The 17,648-nt window shown below is 67.8% G+C and carries 7 protein-coding genes; 1 reads left to right on the forward strand and 6 read right to left on the reverse strand.

Going from position 1 to position 17,648, the window contains the following annotated elements; all coding sequences use genetic code 11:
* Positions 1 to 2: 2 nt before the first annotated feature.
* Entirely contained in the window at positions 3 to 9,089 is a 9,087-nt protein-coding gene (locus RBT54_RS02295; protein WP_320363694.1) for a GH36-type glycosyl hydrolase domain-containing protein, read from the forward strand.
* A gap of 58 nt (positions 9,090 to 9,147) precedes the next feature.
* Here the strand turns inward: RBT54_RS02295 and RBT54_RS02300 are convergent, their stop codons facing one another.
* The 6 genes from RBT54_RS02300 to RBT54_RS02325 form a co-directional block, all read right to left on the reverse strand.
* Positions 9,148 to 9,276, reverse strand: a complete 129-nt coding sequence (locus RBT54_RS02300) for a hypothetical protein (protein WP_281054838.1) — start codon at positions 9,274 to 9,276, stop codon at positions 9,148 to 9,150.
* Between the two features lie 147 nt (positions 9,277 to 9,423).
* On the reverse strand, positions 9,424 to 10,668 hold the full coding sequence (locus RBT54_RS02305; protein ID WP_320363697.1) for a DUF2254 domain-containing protein: 1,245 nt from the start codon (positions 10,666 to 10,668) through the stop codon (positions 9,424 to 9,426).
* A gap of 84 nt (positions 10,669 to 10,752) precedes the next feature.
* Complete coding sequence (locus RBT54_RS02310) at positions 10,753 to 10,899, reverse strand: lmo0937 family membrane protein (RefSeq protein WP_320363699.1); 147 nt, start codon at positions 10,897 to 10,899, stop codon at positions 10,753 to 10,755.
* A 133-nt stretch (positions 10,900 to 11,032) separates the two neighbouring features.
* A complete protein-coding gene (locus RBT54_RS02315) occupies positions 11,033 to 13,324 on the reverse strand; it encodes a putative bifunctional diguanylate cyclase/phosphodiesterase (RefSeq protein WP_320363701.1) in 2,292 nt (763 codons plus the stop codon).
* Complete coding sequence (locus RBT54_RS02320; protein ID WP_320363703.1) at positions 13,305 to 16,073, reverse strand: chemotaxis protein CheB; 2,769 nt, start codon at positions 16,071 to 16,073, stop codon at positions 13,305 to 13,307. Before RBT54_RS02320 ends, RBT54_RS02315 begins: the two co-directional genes overlap by 20 nt.
* Positions 15,994 to 17,409 carry a Crp/Fnr family transcriptional regulator gene (locus tag RBT54_RS02325; protein ID WP_320363705.1) on the reverse strand — a complete coding sequence of 472 codons (1,416 nt, stop codon included), beginning with the start codon at positions 17,407 to 17,409 and terminating at the stop codon, positions 15,994 to 15,996. The genes RBT54_RS02320 and RBT54_RS02325 overlap by 80 nt, the downstream gene beginning before the upstream one ends.
* Positions 17,410 to 17,648: the final 239 nt, after the last annotated feature.

The raw sequence follows: 17,648 nt of genomic DNA on the forward strand, positions 1-17,648 counted from the left end.
CATTGCGCGCGGAGTTGTTCAGCAGCGAGCAGATGGTGCAGCACGGCAAGGCCCTTGCCGCCGCCCATGAACTCGCGTCGGGCCGTCGTCCGGATCAACTGCTGACCCGGCTCGCGGACAACGAGCACGCACTTGTCGAAGCCTCGCGGCGTCTCACCACCGCCGTCACCGAGAGCCGCCGCATCACGCCGGCGGGTGAATGGCTGCTCGACAACTTCTACCTCATCGAGGAACAGATCCGCACCGCACGGCGACACCTGCCGCGCGGCTACAGTGTCGGCCTTCCGCGCCTGGCCAGTGGGCCCTCGGCCGGGCAACCGCGCGTGTACGACCTCATGCTCGAGATCGTGTCGCACGGCGACGGCCGGGTCGACGCCGAGGAGTTGCGCCGCTTCATCGCCGCGTACCAGACCGTCAGCGCATTGAAGCTGGGCGAGCTGTGGGCCATTCCGATCATGCTGCGCCTTGCGCTGGTCGAGAGCCTGCGCCGCACCGGCGTGCGGGTGGCCGATGCCTGCGCCGAGCGCGATCTGGCCGACAGCTGGGCGGACCGCGTGATCGAGGCCGCCGACACCGACCCCAAGAGCCTGATCCTGGTGCTGGCGGACATGGCGCGCTCGAACCCGCCCATGAACTGCACCTTCGTCGCCGGGCTCGTGCGTCGCTTCCAGCATCGCGGTCCCGCGCTCGCCTTGCCGTTGTCGTGGATCGAGCAGCAGCTCACCGAGCACGGCATGACGATCGAGCAGTCGATCCAGGCCGAGAACCAGAAGCAGGCCGCCGACCAGGTGTCGATCAGCAACAGCATCGGCAGCCTGCGCCTGTTGAGCGCGCTGGACTGGCGCGCCTTCGTCGAGACCATGAGCGTGGTCGAGCATGCGCTGTGCGAAGACCCCAGCAGGATGTATGCAGGGATGGATTTTGCGACCCGTGACCGCTACCGGCACGTGGTCGAGGCGATCGCGAAGAAGAGCGCCTGCACCGAGGGTGAGGTGGCGCACCAGGCCGTGGTGCTGGCGGGCGGCGGTGTCCCGGCCAGCGAGCAAGCTGGGGATCGCGCGGCGCAGGGCGGCGACGGGTCAGCTCGCGCCGGCCACGTTGGCTTCTATCTCATCGACAAGGGCCGGCCGGTGCTCGAGCGTGCGGTCGGGTTTCGGCCCTCCTGGTGCGCGGCGCTGAGGGCACGGGCGCGGCGTTGCCCGCTGGCGCTTTATCTCGGCGCCATTGCGCTGCTCAGCGTAGCCATCGCCGGCGGTTTGCTCTGGCCCCTGGGCGCCAGCGTAGGGGAAGGCGGTGCGGTGGGCGGTGCAGTGGGCGGAGAATGGGCCTGGTTGCTGGCCCTGGCAGTCGCCCCTCTTGCGCTGCTGGCCGCGAGCCGGCTGGGCGCAGCCCTGGTGAATTGGCTGGCCACGCTGCTGGCGACCCCGCACCCGCTGCCGCGCATGGACTTCTCTGCCGGAATCCCACCGCAATGGCGCACGCTGGTGGTGGTCCCGACCATGCTCACCAGTGCGGACAACGTCGATGAGCTGGTCGAGGCGCTTGAAGTGCGCTTCCTGGCCAATCGCGACGACAGCCTGCATTTCGGTCTGCTCACCGACCTGCTCGACGCCCGCCACGAAACACTGGCCGAAGATGCCGTGCTGGTCGAACGTGCGCGCCTCGCGATCGAGGCGCTCAATCGTAAATATGGCGATCGCCGGCCCGACGCCGAAGGCGACATCTTCTTCCTCTTCCATCGCCCCCGGCGCTGGAACCCGAAGGAAGGCGTGTGGATGGGGCATGAGCGCAAGCGCGGCAAGCTCGCCGAGCTCAACGCCCTGCTGCGCGGCATCCCCGCCGCCCCGGGTGCGGGCTTTGCGTGCGTGGTGGGCGATACCGCTGCACTCTCGGGGGTGAAGTTCGTCATCACCCTCGACACCGATACCCAGCTGCCGCGCGATGCGGCGCGGGCGCTCGTGGCGGCGATGGCGCACCCGCTCAATCGCCCGCAGCACGATCGGGTCACGCGCCGTGTCGTTGCCGGCTACGGCATCCTGCAGCCCGCGGTGGCGATCAGTCTGCCGGGCGCGAGCCGATCCCGCTATGCCCGCCTCAATGGCGGCGAGCCGGGCATCGATCCGTATACCCGGGCGGTCTCGGACGTGTACCAGGACCTCTTCGGCGAAGGCTCCTTCGTCGGCAAGGGCATCTACGACGTCGAGGCGTTCGAGCACTGCCTCGGCGATCGTTTCCCGCCGGACCGCATCCTCAGTCACGACCTGCTCGAGGGCTGTTACGTGCGTTCCGGGCTGCTCAGCGACGTGTCGCTCTACGAGGACTATCCGGCACGCTACGGCACCGACGTGAGCCGCCGCCACCGCTGGATTCGCGGCGACTGGCAGCTCGTCGCGTGGCTGTGGCCGCGGGTGCCGGTGCAGTGCGAGGATTCGGCGGCAGGCGAGGGTGCCCAAGTCCATGCACCCCAACTCCGGACGACCCAACCCCGGACCACCCCGGCACGGGCCCCGTGTCGCGAGCCCAACCCGCTGTCGGCGCTGTCGCGCTGGAAGCTGCTCGACAACCTGCGCCGCAGCCTCGTCCCCGCAGCACTGGTGTTGCTGCTGGTGCTGGGCTGGATCGTTCCCGGCGTGGCATGGACGTGGACGCTTTCGGTGATCGCCATCGTGCTGCTGCCGCCGGTGCTCGCGACCTTGCACGAGTTCGTGCGCAAGCCGCCCGAGGTGACCTGGCGGCAGCACGTCACCGCGGTAAGAATCGCGGCGGCGCGCCGCGGTGGCCAGGTGGCGTTCGAGCTTGCCTGCCTGCCGCACGAAGCCTGGTTCAGCCTCGATGCGATCGTGCGCAGCGTGTGGCGCATGGCGGTGTCGCACCGCGGGCTGCTGGAGTGGAACCCCTCCAGCGAGGCCGAGCGTGCCTCCGCCCGGCGCGGCGCCCACGGTTTTGCCAGCGTGCTGCGCGCGATGTGGATGGGCCCGGCGCTCGCGCTTGCCTTGGCGACGCTGCTTGCGCTGACCAACCCGGCCGCGCTCGGTGTGGCGCTGCCCGTGCTGCTGCTGTGGTTCGCGTCGCCGGCAATCGCGTGGTGGATCAGTCAGCCGCTCGCGCGCCCGGTGGTCGAACTCTCGCTCGAGCAGCTCCGGTTCCTGCGCCAGTTGTCGCGCCGGACCTGGGCCTTCTTCGACACCTTTGTCGGCCCGCTGGACCACTGGCTGCCGCCGGACAATTTCCAGGAGTATCGCGTGGCGCTGATCGCCCACCGCACCTCGCCGACCAACATCGGCATGGCGCTGCTGGCGAACCTGTCCGCCTACGACTTCGGTTACCTCACCGCCGGTGGCGTCGTGCAGCGCACCGCAGACACCCTGCGCACCCTGGCAGTGCTCGAGCGCCATCGTGGGCATTTCTACAACTGGTACGACACGCGCACGCTGCAGCCGATGCCGCCGCTCTACGTGTCCACGGTAGACAGCGGCAACCTTGCCGGCCACCTCATCACCTTGCGCGCAGGCCTGCTCGCGCTCGGTGCCGACCCCATCGTGCCGGCACGGCTCTTCGAGGGCATGAGCGACACCTTCGCGCTGGTCGAGGCGGAGTCCGACATTGCACCGGAGCGCCTGGCGGCATTCGGCCGCGCGCTGGCAGACGCGGCGGCCCCCTCGGCAGCCTCCCTCGCCGCGGCGCGGGCCAGCCTGGCGACGCTGGTGCGCCTCGCGACCGAGCTCCTTCCCGAGCCGGGCGGCAGCGCGCAGGGCGACCCCATCGTGGTCGACAGCGCTCGGGGCGACAACGCGCTGATACGGGAGCGCCGCACGCCCGACGGCGCCGGGGGCGAATGGCCTCGGGCGCTTGCGCGTCAGTGCCAGGCGGCCGCGGACGAAGTCGATGCGCTTGCCCCCTGGCTGAGCTTGCCCCCGCCTGCGCTGGGGCTGGCGGCCGAGCTTACCGGCGAACTCGCTTGTATCGGTCCGGACGCGCGCATTCCGACCCTGCTCGAACTCGCCAGCGTGGACGTGCGCTGCGCGCCGCTGATCACACACTGGCTGGCCGCAGCGGCGTCCTCATCCACCGCAGCGGCAGCAGCACAGCACGCCTGGCTGAGCGAGCTGCAGCGCCACCTCGCCACGGCTGGCGCGCGTGCCCGCGAGCGCCTGGCCACCATCGACAGCCTGGCGCACCGGGCGGGCGAGCTGGGGCACATGGAGTTCGGCTTCCTGTACGACCACTCCCGCCACTTGTTCACCATCGGCTACAACGTCGCGGAGCAGCGCGTCGACGCGAGCTATTACGACCTGCTGGCCTCGGAGGCGCGCCTGAGCACCTTCGTCGCCATTGCCCAAGGGCAGATCCCGCAGGAGAGCTGGTTCGCCCTCGGGCGCCTGCTGACCCGCACCGCGGGCGAGCCGGCGCTGCTGTCGTGGAGCGGGTCGATGTTCGAATACCTGATGCCGCTGCTGGTGATGCCGACCTACGACGACACCCTGCTCGACCAGACCTGCCGGGCGGCAGTGGCGCGGCAGATCGAGTATGGCCGCCAGCGCGGCGTGCCCTGGGGTATCTCCGAGTCCGGCTACAACACGGTGGACGTGCACCTCAATTACCAGTACCGCGCCTTCGGCGTCCCCGGGCTGGGACTCAAGCGCGGCCTGGCCGACGATCTGGTGGTCGCGCCCTACGCCTCGGCGCTGGCGCTGATGGTGGCGCCCGAAGAGGCGTGCGCCAACCTGCAGCGCCTGGCTGCGGCGGGCTACATGGGCCGCTTCGGCCTGTTCGAAGCCATCGACTACACGCCGGCGCGTCAGCGGCGCGGCCAGGAATGTGTTGTGGTGCGCTCGTTCATGGCGCACCACCAGGGCATGTCGCTGCTCGCGCTTGCCTACCTCGTGCTGGCGCGCCCGATGCAGCGCCGTTTCGAGGCCGATCGCGAGTTCCAGTCGGTGCTGCTGTTGCTGCAGGAGCGCATCCCGCGCGCGACCGAACTTTTCCCGCACACTGCCCAGCTCGCCGAGATGCATTCGGCCGCGATCGGTGAGGAACCACCGATCCGGTTCTTCGATACGCCCCACACCCCGATGCCCGAGGTCCAGTTGCTGTCCAACGGGCGTTACCACGTCATGCTCAGCAACGCCGGTAGCGGCTACAGCCGCTGGAAGGAGCTCGCGCTCACGCGCTGGCGCGAAGACGGCACTTGCGACAACCGCGGCGCGTTCTGCTACCTGCGCGAGCTGAGCACCGGGCAGGTGTGGTCGACCACCTACCAGCCCACGCTGACGCCGCCGGCCACCTACGAGGCGATCTTTTCGGAAGGCCGTGCCGAGTTTCGCCGCCACGACGTGCTCGGCGAGGGGCAGTCGGGAGAGGGCGGCGCGGCGGACGGCAGCGGCCGGACGAGCGCAGGCAGGGCGGACCAGATCGAGACCTACACCGAGATCGTCGTCTCGCCGGAGGACGACATCGAGCTGCGCCGGGTGCGTCTCACCAATCGATCGGGCCAGCGCCGGGAGATCGAGCTCACCAGCTACGCCGAGGTGGTGATCGCGCCGCCGGCCACCGACGCGCTGCATCCGGCGTTCAGCAACCTGTTCGTGCAGACCGAGATCGTGCGCGCCCGCCAGGCCATCCTGTGCACCCGCCGGCCGCGTTCGCGCGACGAGCAGGCACCATGGATGTTCCACCTGATGGTGGTGCGCCCGCAGGTGTCCGGGGGTGGGTCCGAGCCTGGGTCCGAGGCCGGGCCGGGCACGGTGTCCTACGAGACCGATCGTGCGCGCTTCATCGGCCGCAACGCCAGCACGGCGGAGCCGCTGGCGATGCGCGCCGCGGGGCCGTTGTCCGATAGCGAGGGCTCGGTGCTCGACCCGATCGTGGCCATCCGCTGTACCGTCACGCTCGAACCCGACCAATCGGCCATGATCGACATCGTCACCGGCGTCGCCGAGCGCCGCGAGGTGGCCGAGTGCCTGATCGACAAGTATCAGGACCGTCATCTCGCCGACCGCGTCTTCGAGCTGTCGTGGACCCACAGCCAGGTCGTGCTGCGCCAGCTCGACCTGACCGACGCCGACGCCCAGCTTCATGCCCGCCTGGCGAGCGCCGTGCTCTACGCCAACGCGGCGCGCCGGGCCGATGCCAGCGTGCTGGTGCGCAACCATCGCGGTCAGTCCGGGCTGTGGGGGTACGCGATCTCGGGCGACCTGCCCATCGTGCTGTTGCAGATCGCCGATGCCGCCAATCTCGACCTCGTCCGCCAGCTTGTGCAGGCTCATGCCTACTGGCGGTTGAAGGGGTTGGCGGTGGATCTGGTGATCTGGAACGAGGAGCACGTCGGCTACCGCCAGCGTCTGCAGGACGCGATCATGGGTTTGATCGCCTCGGGCGTGGGTGCGAGCGTGATCGACCGCCCGGGCGGCATCTTCGTGCGCATGGCCGAGCAGATCGCCAGCGAGGACCGCATCCTGCTGCAGTCGGTGGCTCGTGTCGTGCTGTCCGACGCACGCGGCACCCTCGCCGAGCAGCTCGACTTGCCGCTGCTGGCCAGGGTGCCCGAGCCGGACTTCCGGCCCAGGCGCAGCGATGCGCCAGTGCCTTTACATCGCCTGGAGACGGCGGGGGGCGCGCCGCGCACCGATCTGATCCTGTGCAACGGGCTCGGTGGCTTCACTGCCGATGGGCGCGAATACGTGATCACGCTCGCGCCCGGGCAGGTCACGCCCGCACCATGGGTGAACGTGCTGGCCAACGCGTCCTTCGGCACCGTGGTGTCGGAGAGCGGGGCGGCTTACACCTGGGGCGAGAACGCGCACGAGTTCCGTCTGACCCCGTGGGACAACGACCCGGTCAGCGATACGGGCGGCGAAGCGATTTACCTGCGCGACGAAGACAGTGGCCAGTCGTGGTCGCCGACGCCGCAGCCGATGCGGGCCGAGGCCACCTACGTCATCCGCCACGGCTTCGGCTACAGCGTGTTCGAGATGCAGGTGCATGGCATCGTCTCCGAGCTGTGGGTGTATGTCGCCACCGATGCTTCGATCAAGTTCTCGGTGCTGAAGCTGCGCAACGCGTCCGGACGGCCCCGCCGCTTGTCTGCGACTGCCTACGTCGATTGGGTGCTGGGGGATTTGCGGCCGAAGTCGGCCATGCATGTCAGCACCGCGATCGACCCCGACAGCGACGCGCTGCTGGCGCGCAACCCGTTCAACGCCGAGTTCGCCGAGCGTGTGGCCTTCCTCGACGTCGATGATCCGACGCGCAGGGTGAGCGGCGACCGCACCGAATTCATCGGCCGTAACGGCAGCCTGCGCAATCCCGCAGCCCTGGGGCGAGCGCGCCTGTCGGGGACGGTGGGGCCGGGGCTGGACCCGTGCGGGGCGATCCAGGTGACCATCGAGCTGGCCGCGGCGCAGACGCGCGAGATCGTGTTCCGCCTGGGCGTCGGTCGCAACGCCGACGAGGCCAGCGCGCTCGTGCGCCGCTTCCGTGGTGCAGATGCCGCGCGCACGGCGCTCGAGGCAGTGTGGGAGCACTGGAATCACACCCTGGGCGCGGTGCAGGTCGAAAGCCCCGATCCGGCGGTCGACGTGCTCGCCAACGGCTGGCTGATGTATCAGACCCTGGCGTGCCGGATGTGGGCGCGCAGCGGCTACTACCAGTCGGGTGGCGCCTTCGGCTTCCGAGATCAGTTGCAGGACGCGATGGCGCTGGTCCACGCCGAACCCGCGTTGGTGCGCGCGCACTTGCTGCTGTGCGCGAGTCGCCAGTTCCAGGAGGGTGACGTGCAGCACTGGTGGCACCCGCCCGCGGGGCGCGGCGTGCGCACCCAGTGTTCGGACGACTACCTGTGGCTGCCGCTGGCGGTGTGTCGCTACGTCAGCACCACTGGCGACACCGGCGTGCTCGACGAGCGCCAGCCCTTCCTCGAGGGCCGGCCGGTCATGCCCGAGGAGGATTCGTACTACGACCTGCCCACCCGCTCGGGCGACGAAGCCAGCCTCTACGAGCACTGCGTGCGCGCCGTCCGCCACGGCCTGCGCTTTGGCGAGCGCGGCCTGCCCTTGATGGGCTCGGGCGACTGGAACGACGGCATGAACCTGGTCGGCATTCAGGGCCGCGGCGAGAGCGTGTGGTTGGGCTTCTTCCTGTGCGAGGTGCTCGGGCGATTCGCCGAGCTGGCCGAGAACCGCGGCGAGCATGATTTCGCCGCCTTCTGCCGCGGCGAGGCCACCGCGCTGCGCGAGCGCATCGAGCACCATGCCTGGGACGGCGACTGGTACCGTCGCGCCTGGTTCGACGACGGCACGGTGCTGGGTTCGGCGCAGGGCGTGGAGTGCCGCATCGACTCGATCTCGCAGAGCTGGTCGGTGTTGTCGGGTGTTGCCGACGAAGCGCGCTCGCGGCGGGCGATGCAGGCGCTCGATACGCATCTCGTGCGGCGCGCCGACGGCCTCGTCCAGTTGCTCGAGCCGCCCTTCGACAGCGCCAGCCACAATGGCGCCAGCCTCGACCCCGGCTACATCCGCGGCTACGTGCCGGGCGTGCGCGAGAACGGCGGGCAATACACCCACGGCGCGATCTGGGCGGCGATGGCTTTTGCCGCCCTCGGCGACGGTGAGCGGGCTTGGGAACTGCTGCGCATCATCAATCCGGTGAACCACGCGCGCGCGCCCCAGGCCATCGACATCTACAAGGCGGAGCCCTACGTCGTTGCCGCGGATGTCTATGCGCGCGCGCCGCACACCGGGCGCGGTGGCTGGAGCTGGTACACCGGCTCGGCGGGCTGGATGTACCGGCTGATGGTGGAGTCGCTGCTTGGGCTACGCGTGGAAGGCGATCGGCTCTGGTTCGTGCCCAAGCTGCCGGCAGAGTGGCCGCAGTTCAGGCTTCACTACCGTTATCGGGAAACCGTCTACCACATCCTCATCGTGCAGTTGCCCGCCCGCGGCGATGCGGCGGGCGGTCTTCAGCGTGTGAGGCTCGATGGGGTGGAACTGGCTGACCGCAGGATCGCGCTAGTGGACGATCGGCGCGAGCATCGGGTCGAGGTGGATTTCTGGCGCAAGGCCGAGGCCGCAGGCCTGGGCGGCGGGGTGTGAGCGCAGCGCGCCGGACACCGTCATGCAGGGGTGAGCACGCAGGTGGCGTGCGCCCGGTTCAACGCGGGGTGATCAGCGGTGCGGTGTCGTTGGCGTGCTTCTTGGCCTGCTTGGCGGCTTTCTTTTCCTTCGGGTCGAGGGCGGGCTGTTTCTTGGTTTCCTTGTTGCTCTTTCTGATCTTGTTCATGGTCGTGCTCCTGATGCGGACCGGCGAATGTCGGCCCCTCCCCACTATAGGCCGTTAGCGAGCAGAAAACCGGCGTCGGCAAAAGATAGCTGCGCGGGCGCGGCGCACCGCGGCGCCACGCTCGCCGAGTGAATTCAGACTGTTCGTTCAGATTTCCGACGACTCGGCCTCGAGCTTTGCCACGTCCTCGGCCAGTGCCAGCGCGTGACGAGCGCGCTCCAGCGCAAGTCTGGATTGATGGCGTGCCGCAACACGAAACTCGGGATGGTCGAACGCGGACAGGGCGCGCAGGGTTTTCTGCAGCCGGATGCCGACCGCGAGCGTGCCGGCGCCGGATTCGGAAATCGGCGAGAAGGCATCGTCGAACAGATCGTCGATCGTCAGCGCCGGAATGAAGACGTGGGGGTAGAAGATCTCGCTTTCCGCTTCGCGCGGCTCGGCCAGGATGGCGAGCACGCGCACCAGGGCGGCCATCGTTGCGATCGCCGTGCCGGGGTCGTTGATGGCGGGGGAGAGCGCCTTCGACGCAATCTCCGACAACACGATCAGACCGAAGCGCGGGTCCTGGTCGAACGAGCGCCGGGCGCCGACGTTGAAGGCATCGCGCACGGCCTCGAGTGCGGCTTCGTCCGGGGTGAAATCGAGCCATGCAATAGGGCTTGCGGTGTCGACGAAGGCGCCCGGCAGGGCGTCGACGTGGATCTGGCCGCCAGCCACCGACGCTAGCCGCTCCAGCGCCTCGACGTCGATGTGCCGGACGTAGCCGATTCTGGCGCTGGTAACTGCTGCAACCGTCGGTGCCGGCCCGGCCCGCATGCGCGCGCCGATGCAGGGGTGCTTCGAGCGCGCGCGCATCGCATGAATGGCCGCAGATTCGACGCGGTCGATGGCATCGCCAACCCGGCCGAAGCGGGCGAGCAGATCGATCCAGCGCAACAGGGTGATGACGATGACCGCGATGACCCCGATCGTGCCGACGAACAGCACCACGCGACCGCTGTCGCCATACACGCCGGCGTTGAGCGCGATGATGCCGACCAGGCTGAACAGAAAGCTGCCGACGAAGGTGGCGAGCGCGTTCTGCGCGCTGCTGTCCTGGATCAACAGTTCGGCAACCCGCGGCGTGGTCGCGCTCGAGGCGGTGGCGTAGGCCGACACCATGGTCGCCAGCGAGAAGGTGGTCACCGCCAGCATGCTCGAGGCCAGGATCTGCAGTACGTTGCCGACCGAGGCCGCGCCGATCTTGCCTGACCAGTCGGCAGGAATCAGGGGTGCGAGGGCAATGCCGATGATGGCGGTGAAGATGCCCGCTACGGCAAAGATGCTCGCCCGCACCCAGAGGCGGCGGGCGAGTTCGGTGATCAACCAGCGCAGATTTGGCACACTCGACATCCCGGTGTTGTTAGAGCCGGGATTATGGCGCCTGGAGCGTGGATTTCGCTGCTTCGGCAGGCCCCTTGGCGTGCGCCTCGTCGATCAGCGGCGGCGTCCGTTGATGACCTGCAGCAGGACGACGATGATCGCGATCACCAGCAGGACGTGGATGAAGCCGCCGATGGTGGTCGAGGTGACCAGTCCGAGCAGCCACAGGATGAGCAGTATGACGGCGATGGTGTAGAGCATGGAATCCTCCGTTCTCGTAAATGCAGGATTCACTATCGACGCCGGTGCCGCTGGCGTCTGTACCCTGGCGCACATAAGGGTTTTGCCGTGCGCCCCTGCAGGCAGCCGCCCTCGAGCGCGCGCGGTTGCGGTCTCAGACTGGAGTATCGAGTGGCATGGAGCGGGGCAGGATGGGGCGGGGCAGGCCCGCCCATTTCTGCTTCCAGTGCATGACCCAGGCGGGCACCTCGGCGGCCGGCATGGGCCGGGCGATGCCGTAGCCCTGCGCCAGTTCGCACCCCAGCTTGAGCAACAGCTCGCCATGGGCCGATGTTTCCACGCCTTCGGCAATGACCTCGCGGCGGAACGCGCGCACCAGCCCGATCACGCCTTCCACGATCGCGCGGTCATCGGCATCTTCGAGCATCCCGGAGACGAAGCTCTGGTCGATCTTGAGGAGGTCGGCAGGAAGGTGCTTGAGGTAGGTCAGGGAGGAGTAGCCCGTGCCGAAATCATCGAGCGCGAAGCGCACGCCCAGCGCGTGGCAGGCTTGCATGATGTCGGAAACCTGGCCCATGTTCTCGAGCGCGCTGGTCTCCAGCACCTCGAGCTCGAGGTGGCGATGCTCGAGTTCAGGGTGGGCGGCGAGCATCGCGGCAAGGCGGGTGACGAAATCAGCTTTCTGCAATTGATACGCGTCGATGTTGACGCTGACCGCCATGTCTGCGCCGCTGGCGTGCCAGGCGCTCATCTGCGCCAGTGCCGTATTGACGACCCATTCGCCGATTTCCACGGTCAGCGGATGGCCCTCGATGGTCGGCAGGAACGCGGCGGGCAGCAGCAGCCCGCGCTCGGGATGTTGCCAGCGGATGAGCGCCTCGAGTCCGATCACCCCCCCCGTGCGCTTGTTGATCTTGGGCTGGTAGTACAGCACGAATTCCTGCTGCGTCAGGGCGAGGCGAATGCGTGCGATGTTCTCGTGGCGGCTTTGCTGCTCGACGTCCTGGTGTATGTCGAATACGTGGTAGCGGTTACGGCCAGCCTGCTTGGCCTGGTACATCGCCTGGTCGGCGTGACGCAGCAGTTGTTCGGCGTCGGATACGTCTTCCGGATAAATCGTCACACCGATGCTGGCAGACACCTGCAGCGCCGCGCCTGCGATGGAGACCGGTGCCGAGGCCGCCTGCAGCAGGCGGGCGAGCACGGGCGTGGAGTCCTGCAAGTGCGCGAGGTCGACCAGCACGGCGACAAACTCGTCGCCCCCGATGCGGGCCAGCGTATCGCCTTCGCGCAGGGCAAGCTTCATGCGGTTTGCAAGGGTGACCAGAAGGTCGTCACCCACGCTGTGTCCGTGCCGGTCGTTCACCTCCTTGAAGCCGTCGAGGTCGAGATAGGCCACGGCGAGCGCGCGGCCGCGGCGCTGACACTGGATCATGGCGTGCTGCAGGCGGTCGGCGAGCAGCACACGGTTGGGGAGGTTGGTGAGTGGGTCGTAATGCGCGATGTGTTCGAGCTGCTGTTGCTGTGCCTTGACCTTGGTGATGTCGGTGAACAGGGCGACGTAGTTCACGGTGTGTCCGTCCACCCCCCTGACCGTGCTGATGGTGGTCGCCTCGAGGTATTCCTCGCCGCTCTTGCGGCGCCTCCATATCTCGCCGGACCACTGCCCGTCACGCGCGAGGGTCTTCTCCATCTCGGCATAGAACGCGGCGCCCTGGCGACCGCTGTTGAGCAGGCTGGGCGCTCGCCCCACCACTTCATCGCGCTGGTAGCCCGTGATGTGGGTGAAGGCCGCATTCACGTCGAGGATCCTGCCCGCCGGATCGATGATGACAATGCCTTCGCGGGCATGCGAGAACACGCTGGCGGCCAGTTGCAGCCTGGCGTTCGCCACCTTGGCTGCGCTGATGTCGGTCACGACCGCGTTGCAACTGAGTGCGTCCGGTGCCAGGGTGGCCTCGATGCTCACGAACCGGGGCGGCTCATGGTCGCCGGCCAGGCGCAGCTCACGAGCGGATGCGGGCCGTGAACCGAACACCTCGTCGAGAAAGGCATTCAGCGCGGGCAGGTCCTGGGCGGCCAGGAAGGCACCCAGCCGCGTGTGGCCGAGGCGGGTGCGCTCCACGCCGAGCAGTTTTGCACCGGCAAGGTTCGTCTGCAGGACCGTCCCGATGCGATCGAGGGTGAAGTAGGCCAGCGGAGAAAAATCATAGAGTTCGGTGTAGCGCTTGAGCGCCGCCTCGACCTGCGCGCGCGAGGTGCGCAAGTCCTCGTTCTGCATCTCGAGCTCGATCTGATGGACCTGGAGCTCATGTAGCAGGCGCTCGTTGTCGAGCACGCCCGGCGCCGCGCTGGTGGCCTTGACGGTGCGTGCGAGGCGCTGCAGCCGCCGCTCTGCGCGCAAGCGCAGACGCGCTGCGGCGTCGCTATCTTGTGGTTCGGGCAAGTCGCAGCTCCAGAATGTCCTGTGCCTTCGTCAGCACGGCTTCAAGGGTTCGAGAGCGGTCCAGTTCTTCGCTCTGCTCGGCAAAACGGCCCTGCAGCGCCTCGAGCGCTTCGCGCAGTGTGTCTTCCTGAGTCTTGGCCAGGGTGATGTCGACGAAGGTGATCACCACCCCGTCGATGCGGTTGTCCTGGGTGCGGTACGGCATGATGCGCACCGCGAACCAGCGCCCGTCGCGTGCAGGTACATGGCATTCGTGAAAGATCAGCGAGCGCAGCACCTCGCGCACGTCGTCGGCCAGCCCGGCGTAGTCCAGCTCGGTGACGAGGTCGGTGACGGGGCGGCCGGCGTCGCCCGGAATGAGCTTGATGATGCTCGTGGTCTGGTCCGTGAAGCGGCGCACCTTGAGGTCGTCGTCGAGGAAGAGGGTGGCGATGTCGGTGCTGTTGAGCAGGTTCTTCATGTCGTCGCTGGCCTGCGACAGCTCGTCCACCTTGGCCTGCAGCTCGTGGTTGACCGTCTGCAGCTCCTCGTTCATCGACTGCATCTCCTCCTTGGAGGTGGTCAGCTCCTCGTTCGTGCTCTGCAGTTCCTCGTTGGTGGACTGCAACTCCTCGTTCGCGGCCTTGAGCTCTTCCTGCGAGCTCTGCATCTCCTCGCGGGTGATGTGCAGCTCGTCGCGGCACTGCTTGAGTTCCTCTTCTGCCGCACTCAGCCGGGCGCGATGCGCGCTCAGGTGATCGGCCGCCGCGACCACGGGCGCGGTGTTGGGCCCGGCGACGTCCTTGAACACGACCAGCACCATGTCGCGCGCGGTACCGGGTGCGGTCATCGGCTGCAGCGTCACGTCAACGTACTGTGTGCCGCCGTTGGTGCCGACTCGCAGTGACTTGAGCGACACGGTGGCCTTCTGGCGCAGCGCCTTGGCGAAGCCCGAATGCACGGCGCCGCTCAGGCCCTCGCGCGCCATGGCGAAGATGTTCAGGTTGGCCTTGCCGGCGGCCGGCTCCAGGTATTTTCCGGTCTTGCCGCTGATGTACGCGATGTCCCCTTTTTCATTGAGCAGCACCGCCGGCGGGCAGTGGTGCAGCAGAAGCTGGGCTTCGGTGAGCGCCTGCAGGCTGGGGGCCGACATTGGCGAGGGCTCGCTGTCCGTGATTGCACCCGTCGCCACCGTCATGGAGCCGCGCGATTGTCCAAAAGCCGTCGGAAAGTCCGCCAGATCGGTGCGCGTGTCCTGATCCCGACGGCGGTACAGGCGAGTCCGTCCAGGCAGCGGGGCGAACAGATCGCTCGCGTCGCCAATCGTCTCCGCGCTGCCCAGGATCAGGATGCCACCCGGCTTGAGGCTGTAATGGAACAGCGGCAGCAGCTTCTTCTGCAGCTCGCCTTCGAGATAGATCAGCAGGTTGCGGCAACTCAGCAGGTCCAGCCGGGTGAAGGGTGGGTCCATCACCAGGTTCTGCGGCGCGAAGATGACCATTTCGCGGATCTCGTTGCTCACCCGATAACCGCGCTCGTCCTGTACGAAGTAATGCCTCAGGCGCTCCTCGCCGACGTCGGCGGCGATGTTAGCGGGATAGCTCCCGGTGCGCGCCTTGTCGATGGCGTCATGGTCGAGGTCGGTGGCGAAGATCTGCAGGCCATAGCGTGCCGGGGGCGTGAGGTCCCTCAGTACCTCGCGAAAGGTGATGGCGAGCGAGTAGGCCTCCTCGCCGGAGGAGCAGCCGGCCGTCCACGCCCGCAGCACGCTGCCCTCGGGGTGGGTGGCGAGCAGCGCCGGCAGGACGTCGGTGCGCAGTTGCTTCCAGACCTCGGGGTCGCGAAAGAAGCGGGTGACGCCGATGAGCAGTTCCTTGAAGAGGAGCTCGGCTTCCTGGGGGTTGTCGCGCAGGTAGCGCACATAGGCGCTGATGTGGGGGATCTGGTGCAGTCCCATGCGGCGCTCGATGCGCCGGTAGAGCGTGCTCTTCTTGTAGAGCGAGAAATCGTGGCCGGTGCGGGCTCGCAGCAGCACCAGGACCTTATCCAGGCCACTCTGGTTGGCGTCCAACGCTGCGTCGACCTGCCGTTCGTCGAGGGTGGGCAGGTGCTGCAGATAGCTCATGATGCGGGCCGGCAGTTCGGCCGCGCTGGCCACGACGTCTGCCTGGCCATCATCGACCGCGCTGCGCGGCATGCCGTCGAACTTGGCCGAGGCGGGGGCCTGGACGAACACCGCCCCCGCTTTTTCCTTGATCGCGCGCAGACCCAGCATGCCGTCCGAGCCCATGCCCGACAGGATCACGCCGATGCTGCGCGCCTGCAGGTCGTCGGCGAGCGCGCGGAAGAAGAAATCGATCGGCAGGCGCAGTCCGCGCGGGGCGGCCGGCTCGAGCAGGTAGAGCACGCCGTGCAGGATCGACAGATCGCAGTTGGGCGGGATCACATAGACGTGGTCGGGCTCGACCTTCATGCCGTCTTCGGCCTGGGCGACCGGGATGGCGGCGGCGCGCTGCAGCAACTCCACGATCATGCCCTTGTAGTTGGGGTCCAGATGCTGGACAACCACGTAGGCGAGGCCGGAGTTGGGCGGCACGCTGCCCAGGAACTGCTCGAGCGCCTCGAGGCCGCCCGCCGACGCACCGATGCCGACGATCGGAAAGGCGCTGGTGGGCGTGCCGCGCGGCGACTCAGCGGCTGCCGTGGCGGCTGGAGAGGGTGGCGACTTTGAGTGCGGGGTCGCGCGCGGGCGCTTGGACTGTGTGGTCATTGACTGCCTGATACTCGGGATCCGTGTGACGGCGTCCATGATGCACCGATTGCGTGCACGCCGCGATGTCGATCACCGCCATCTGGCATTCCTGACCGCTCTCATCGGCAACGGCCTGGATGCGCACCGGCCGTTCCGGGCGATGGGCGGTGGCAAGCAGCACGAGCTCGCAGCTTCGCCTGCACTTGCCGCGCAGCATCTCCTCGAGATAACGATTGAAGACGGGCAGGAACTCGGGCTTCACGAATGCGGCGAAGCGGTGAGGCCGTGTCTGCGAGCGCGGAATGTCGAGCAGGATTGCCCCGGCCAGGTTGAACTGGACGATCACGCCCAGCGCATCCAGCGTGAAATACGCAATGGGTGAGAAGTCGTAAAGGTCGGCGTATTTGCGGTGCAGCGCATCGGCCTCGTCATAGGCCTGACGCAGGGCCTCGTTGCTCATCTCGAGCTCGATCTGGTGCACTTCGAGTTCGTGCAGCAGCCTTGCTTGCTGCCATTGCGGGTCCGACGCTGCGTCCGATGTCGCGGCCCTGTCGGCTTTTTCCGTTTCCAGTCGCGCTTCGGCCCGTTTGCGCAGGGTGGCGGGATTGGGCCGCGCGCGGTCGCCGGGCAGGATCGCCTGCGGGAGGTGAAACAGGCGCTCGTATTCGGCGCTGACGACGCCGTAGCACTCGCAAACGCGCGCTTCGAGGCCGGGGCGGTCGGTGACCGTGATCTGTCCGCGCCGGTACTGGATGAGCCCGGCGGCCTGCAGCTTGCCCGCCGCCTCGGTGACGGCCTCGCGGCGCACGCCGAGCATGTTGGCGATCAGCTCCTGGGTCATGTTGAGCTGATTGTCGGGCAGCTGGTCCAGGCTCAGCAGCAGCCAGCGGCACAACTGCTGATCCACCGCGTGATGGCGGTTGCACACCACGCTCTGCGCCATCTGCGTCATCAGCGCCTGGGTGTAACACAGCGCCAGGCGTTGCAGATGGCCGTGCTGCTCGAGTTCCCAGGTCATCACCTCGGCGCGCAGCCGCCAGGCCGTGCCTGCGCACTGGACCACCGCCTTGTGCGTGGAGGTGCCGCCACCGAGCACGAGCGCAATGCCGACCAGGCCATCCTTGCCGGTCATGGCCACCTCGGCGGTGGAGCCGTCCTCGGTGGTGAACACCTTGGACACGATGCAGGAGGTCGGGAAGTAAGCGAAGCTGAGCACCTCTCCCGGTTCGTAGAGCACGTGGCCGAGCTTCAGGGTGACCAGCTCGAGGTCCTCCATCAGTCGCGCGCGCTCGTTGACCGGAAGCGCGGCGAGGATGCGGTTCTCGCCGGTAGCCGGTGGCAATGGGTCGCTCATCCTGGTCTCCTCGGTTGTTGCGCGCTGTGCGCGCCGTGCTGTGTTCCGGGCGGAGGTGCGCTGGCGAACAGATGCATGCAGCCAGAATGCAATACTGATTGATAGAAAATGAAAGGCGTTTTGGCAATGTACCCGCTGGGCATGCCGGGGCCTGGGATGTCGAAAGCAGCACGTTCGTTGCGACGAACACCGAAGGCCTGGTCGCCGGGCGCGCTGCCAACGACGATGATTGCGGCTGA

Source organism: Thauera sp., from assembly GCF_034003485.1.
Lineage (GTDB): Bacteria > Pseudomonadota > Gammaproteobacteria > Burkholderiales > Rhodocyclaceae > Thauera.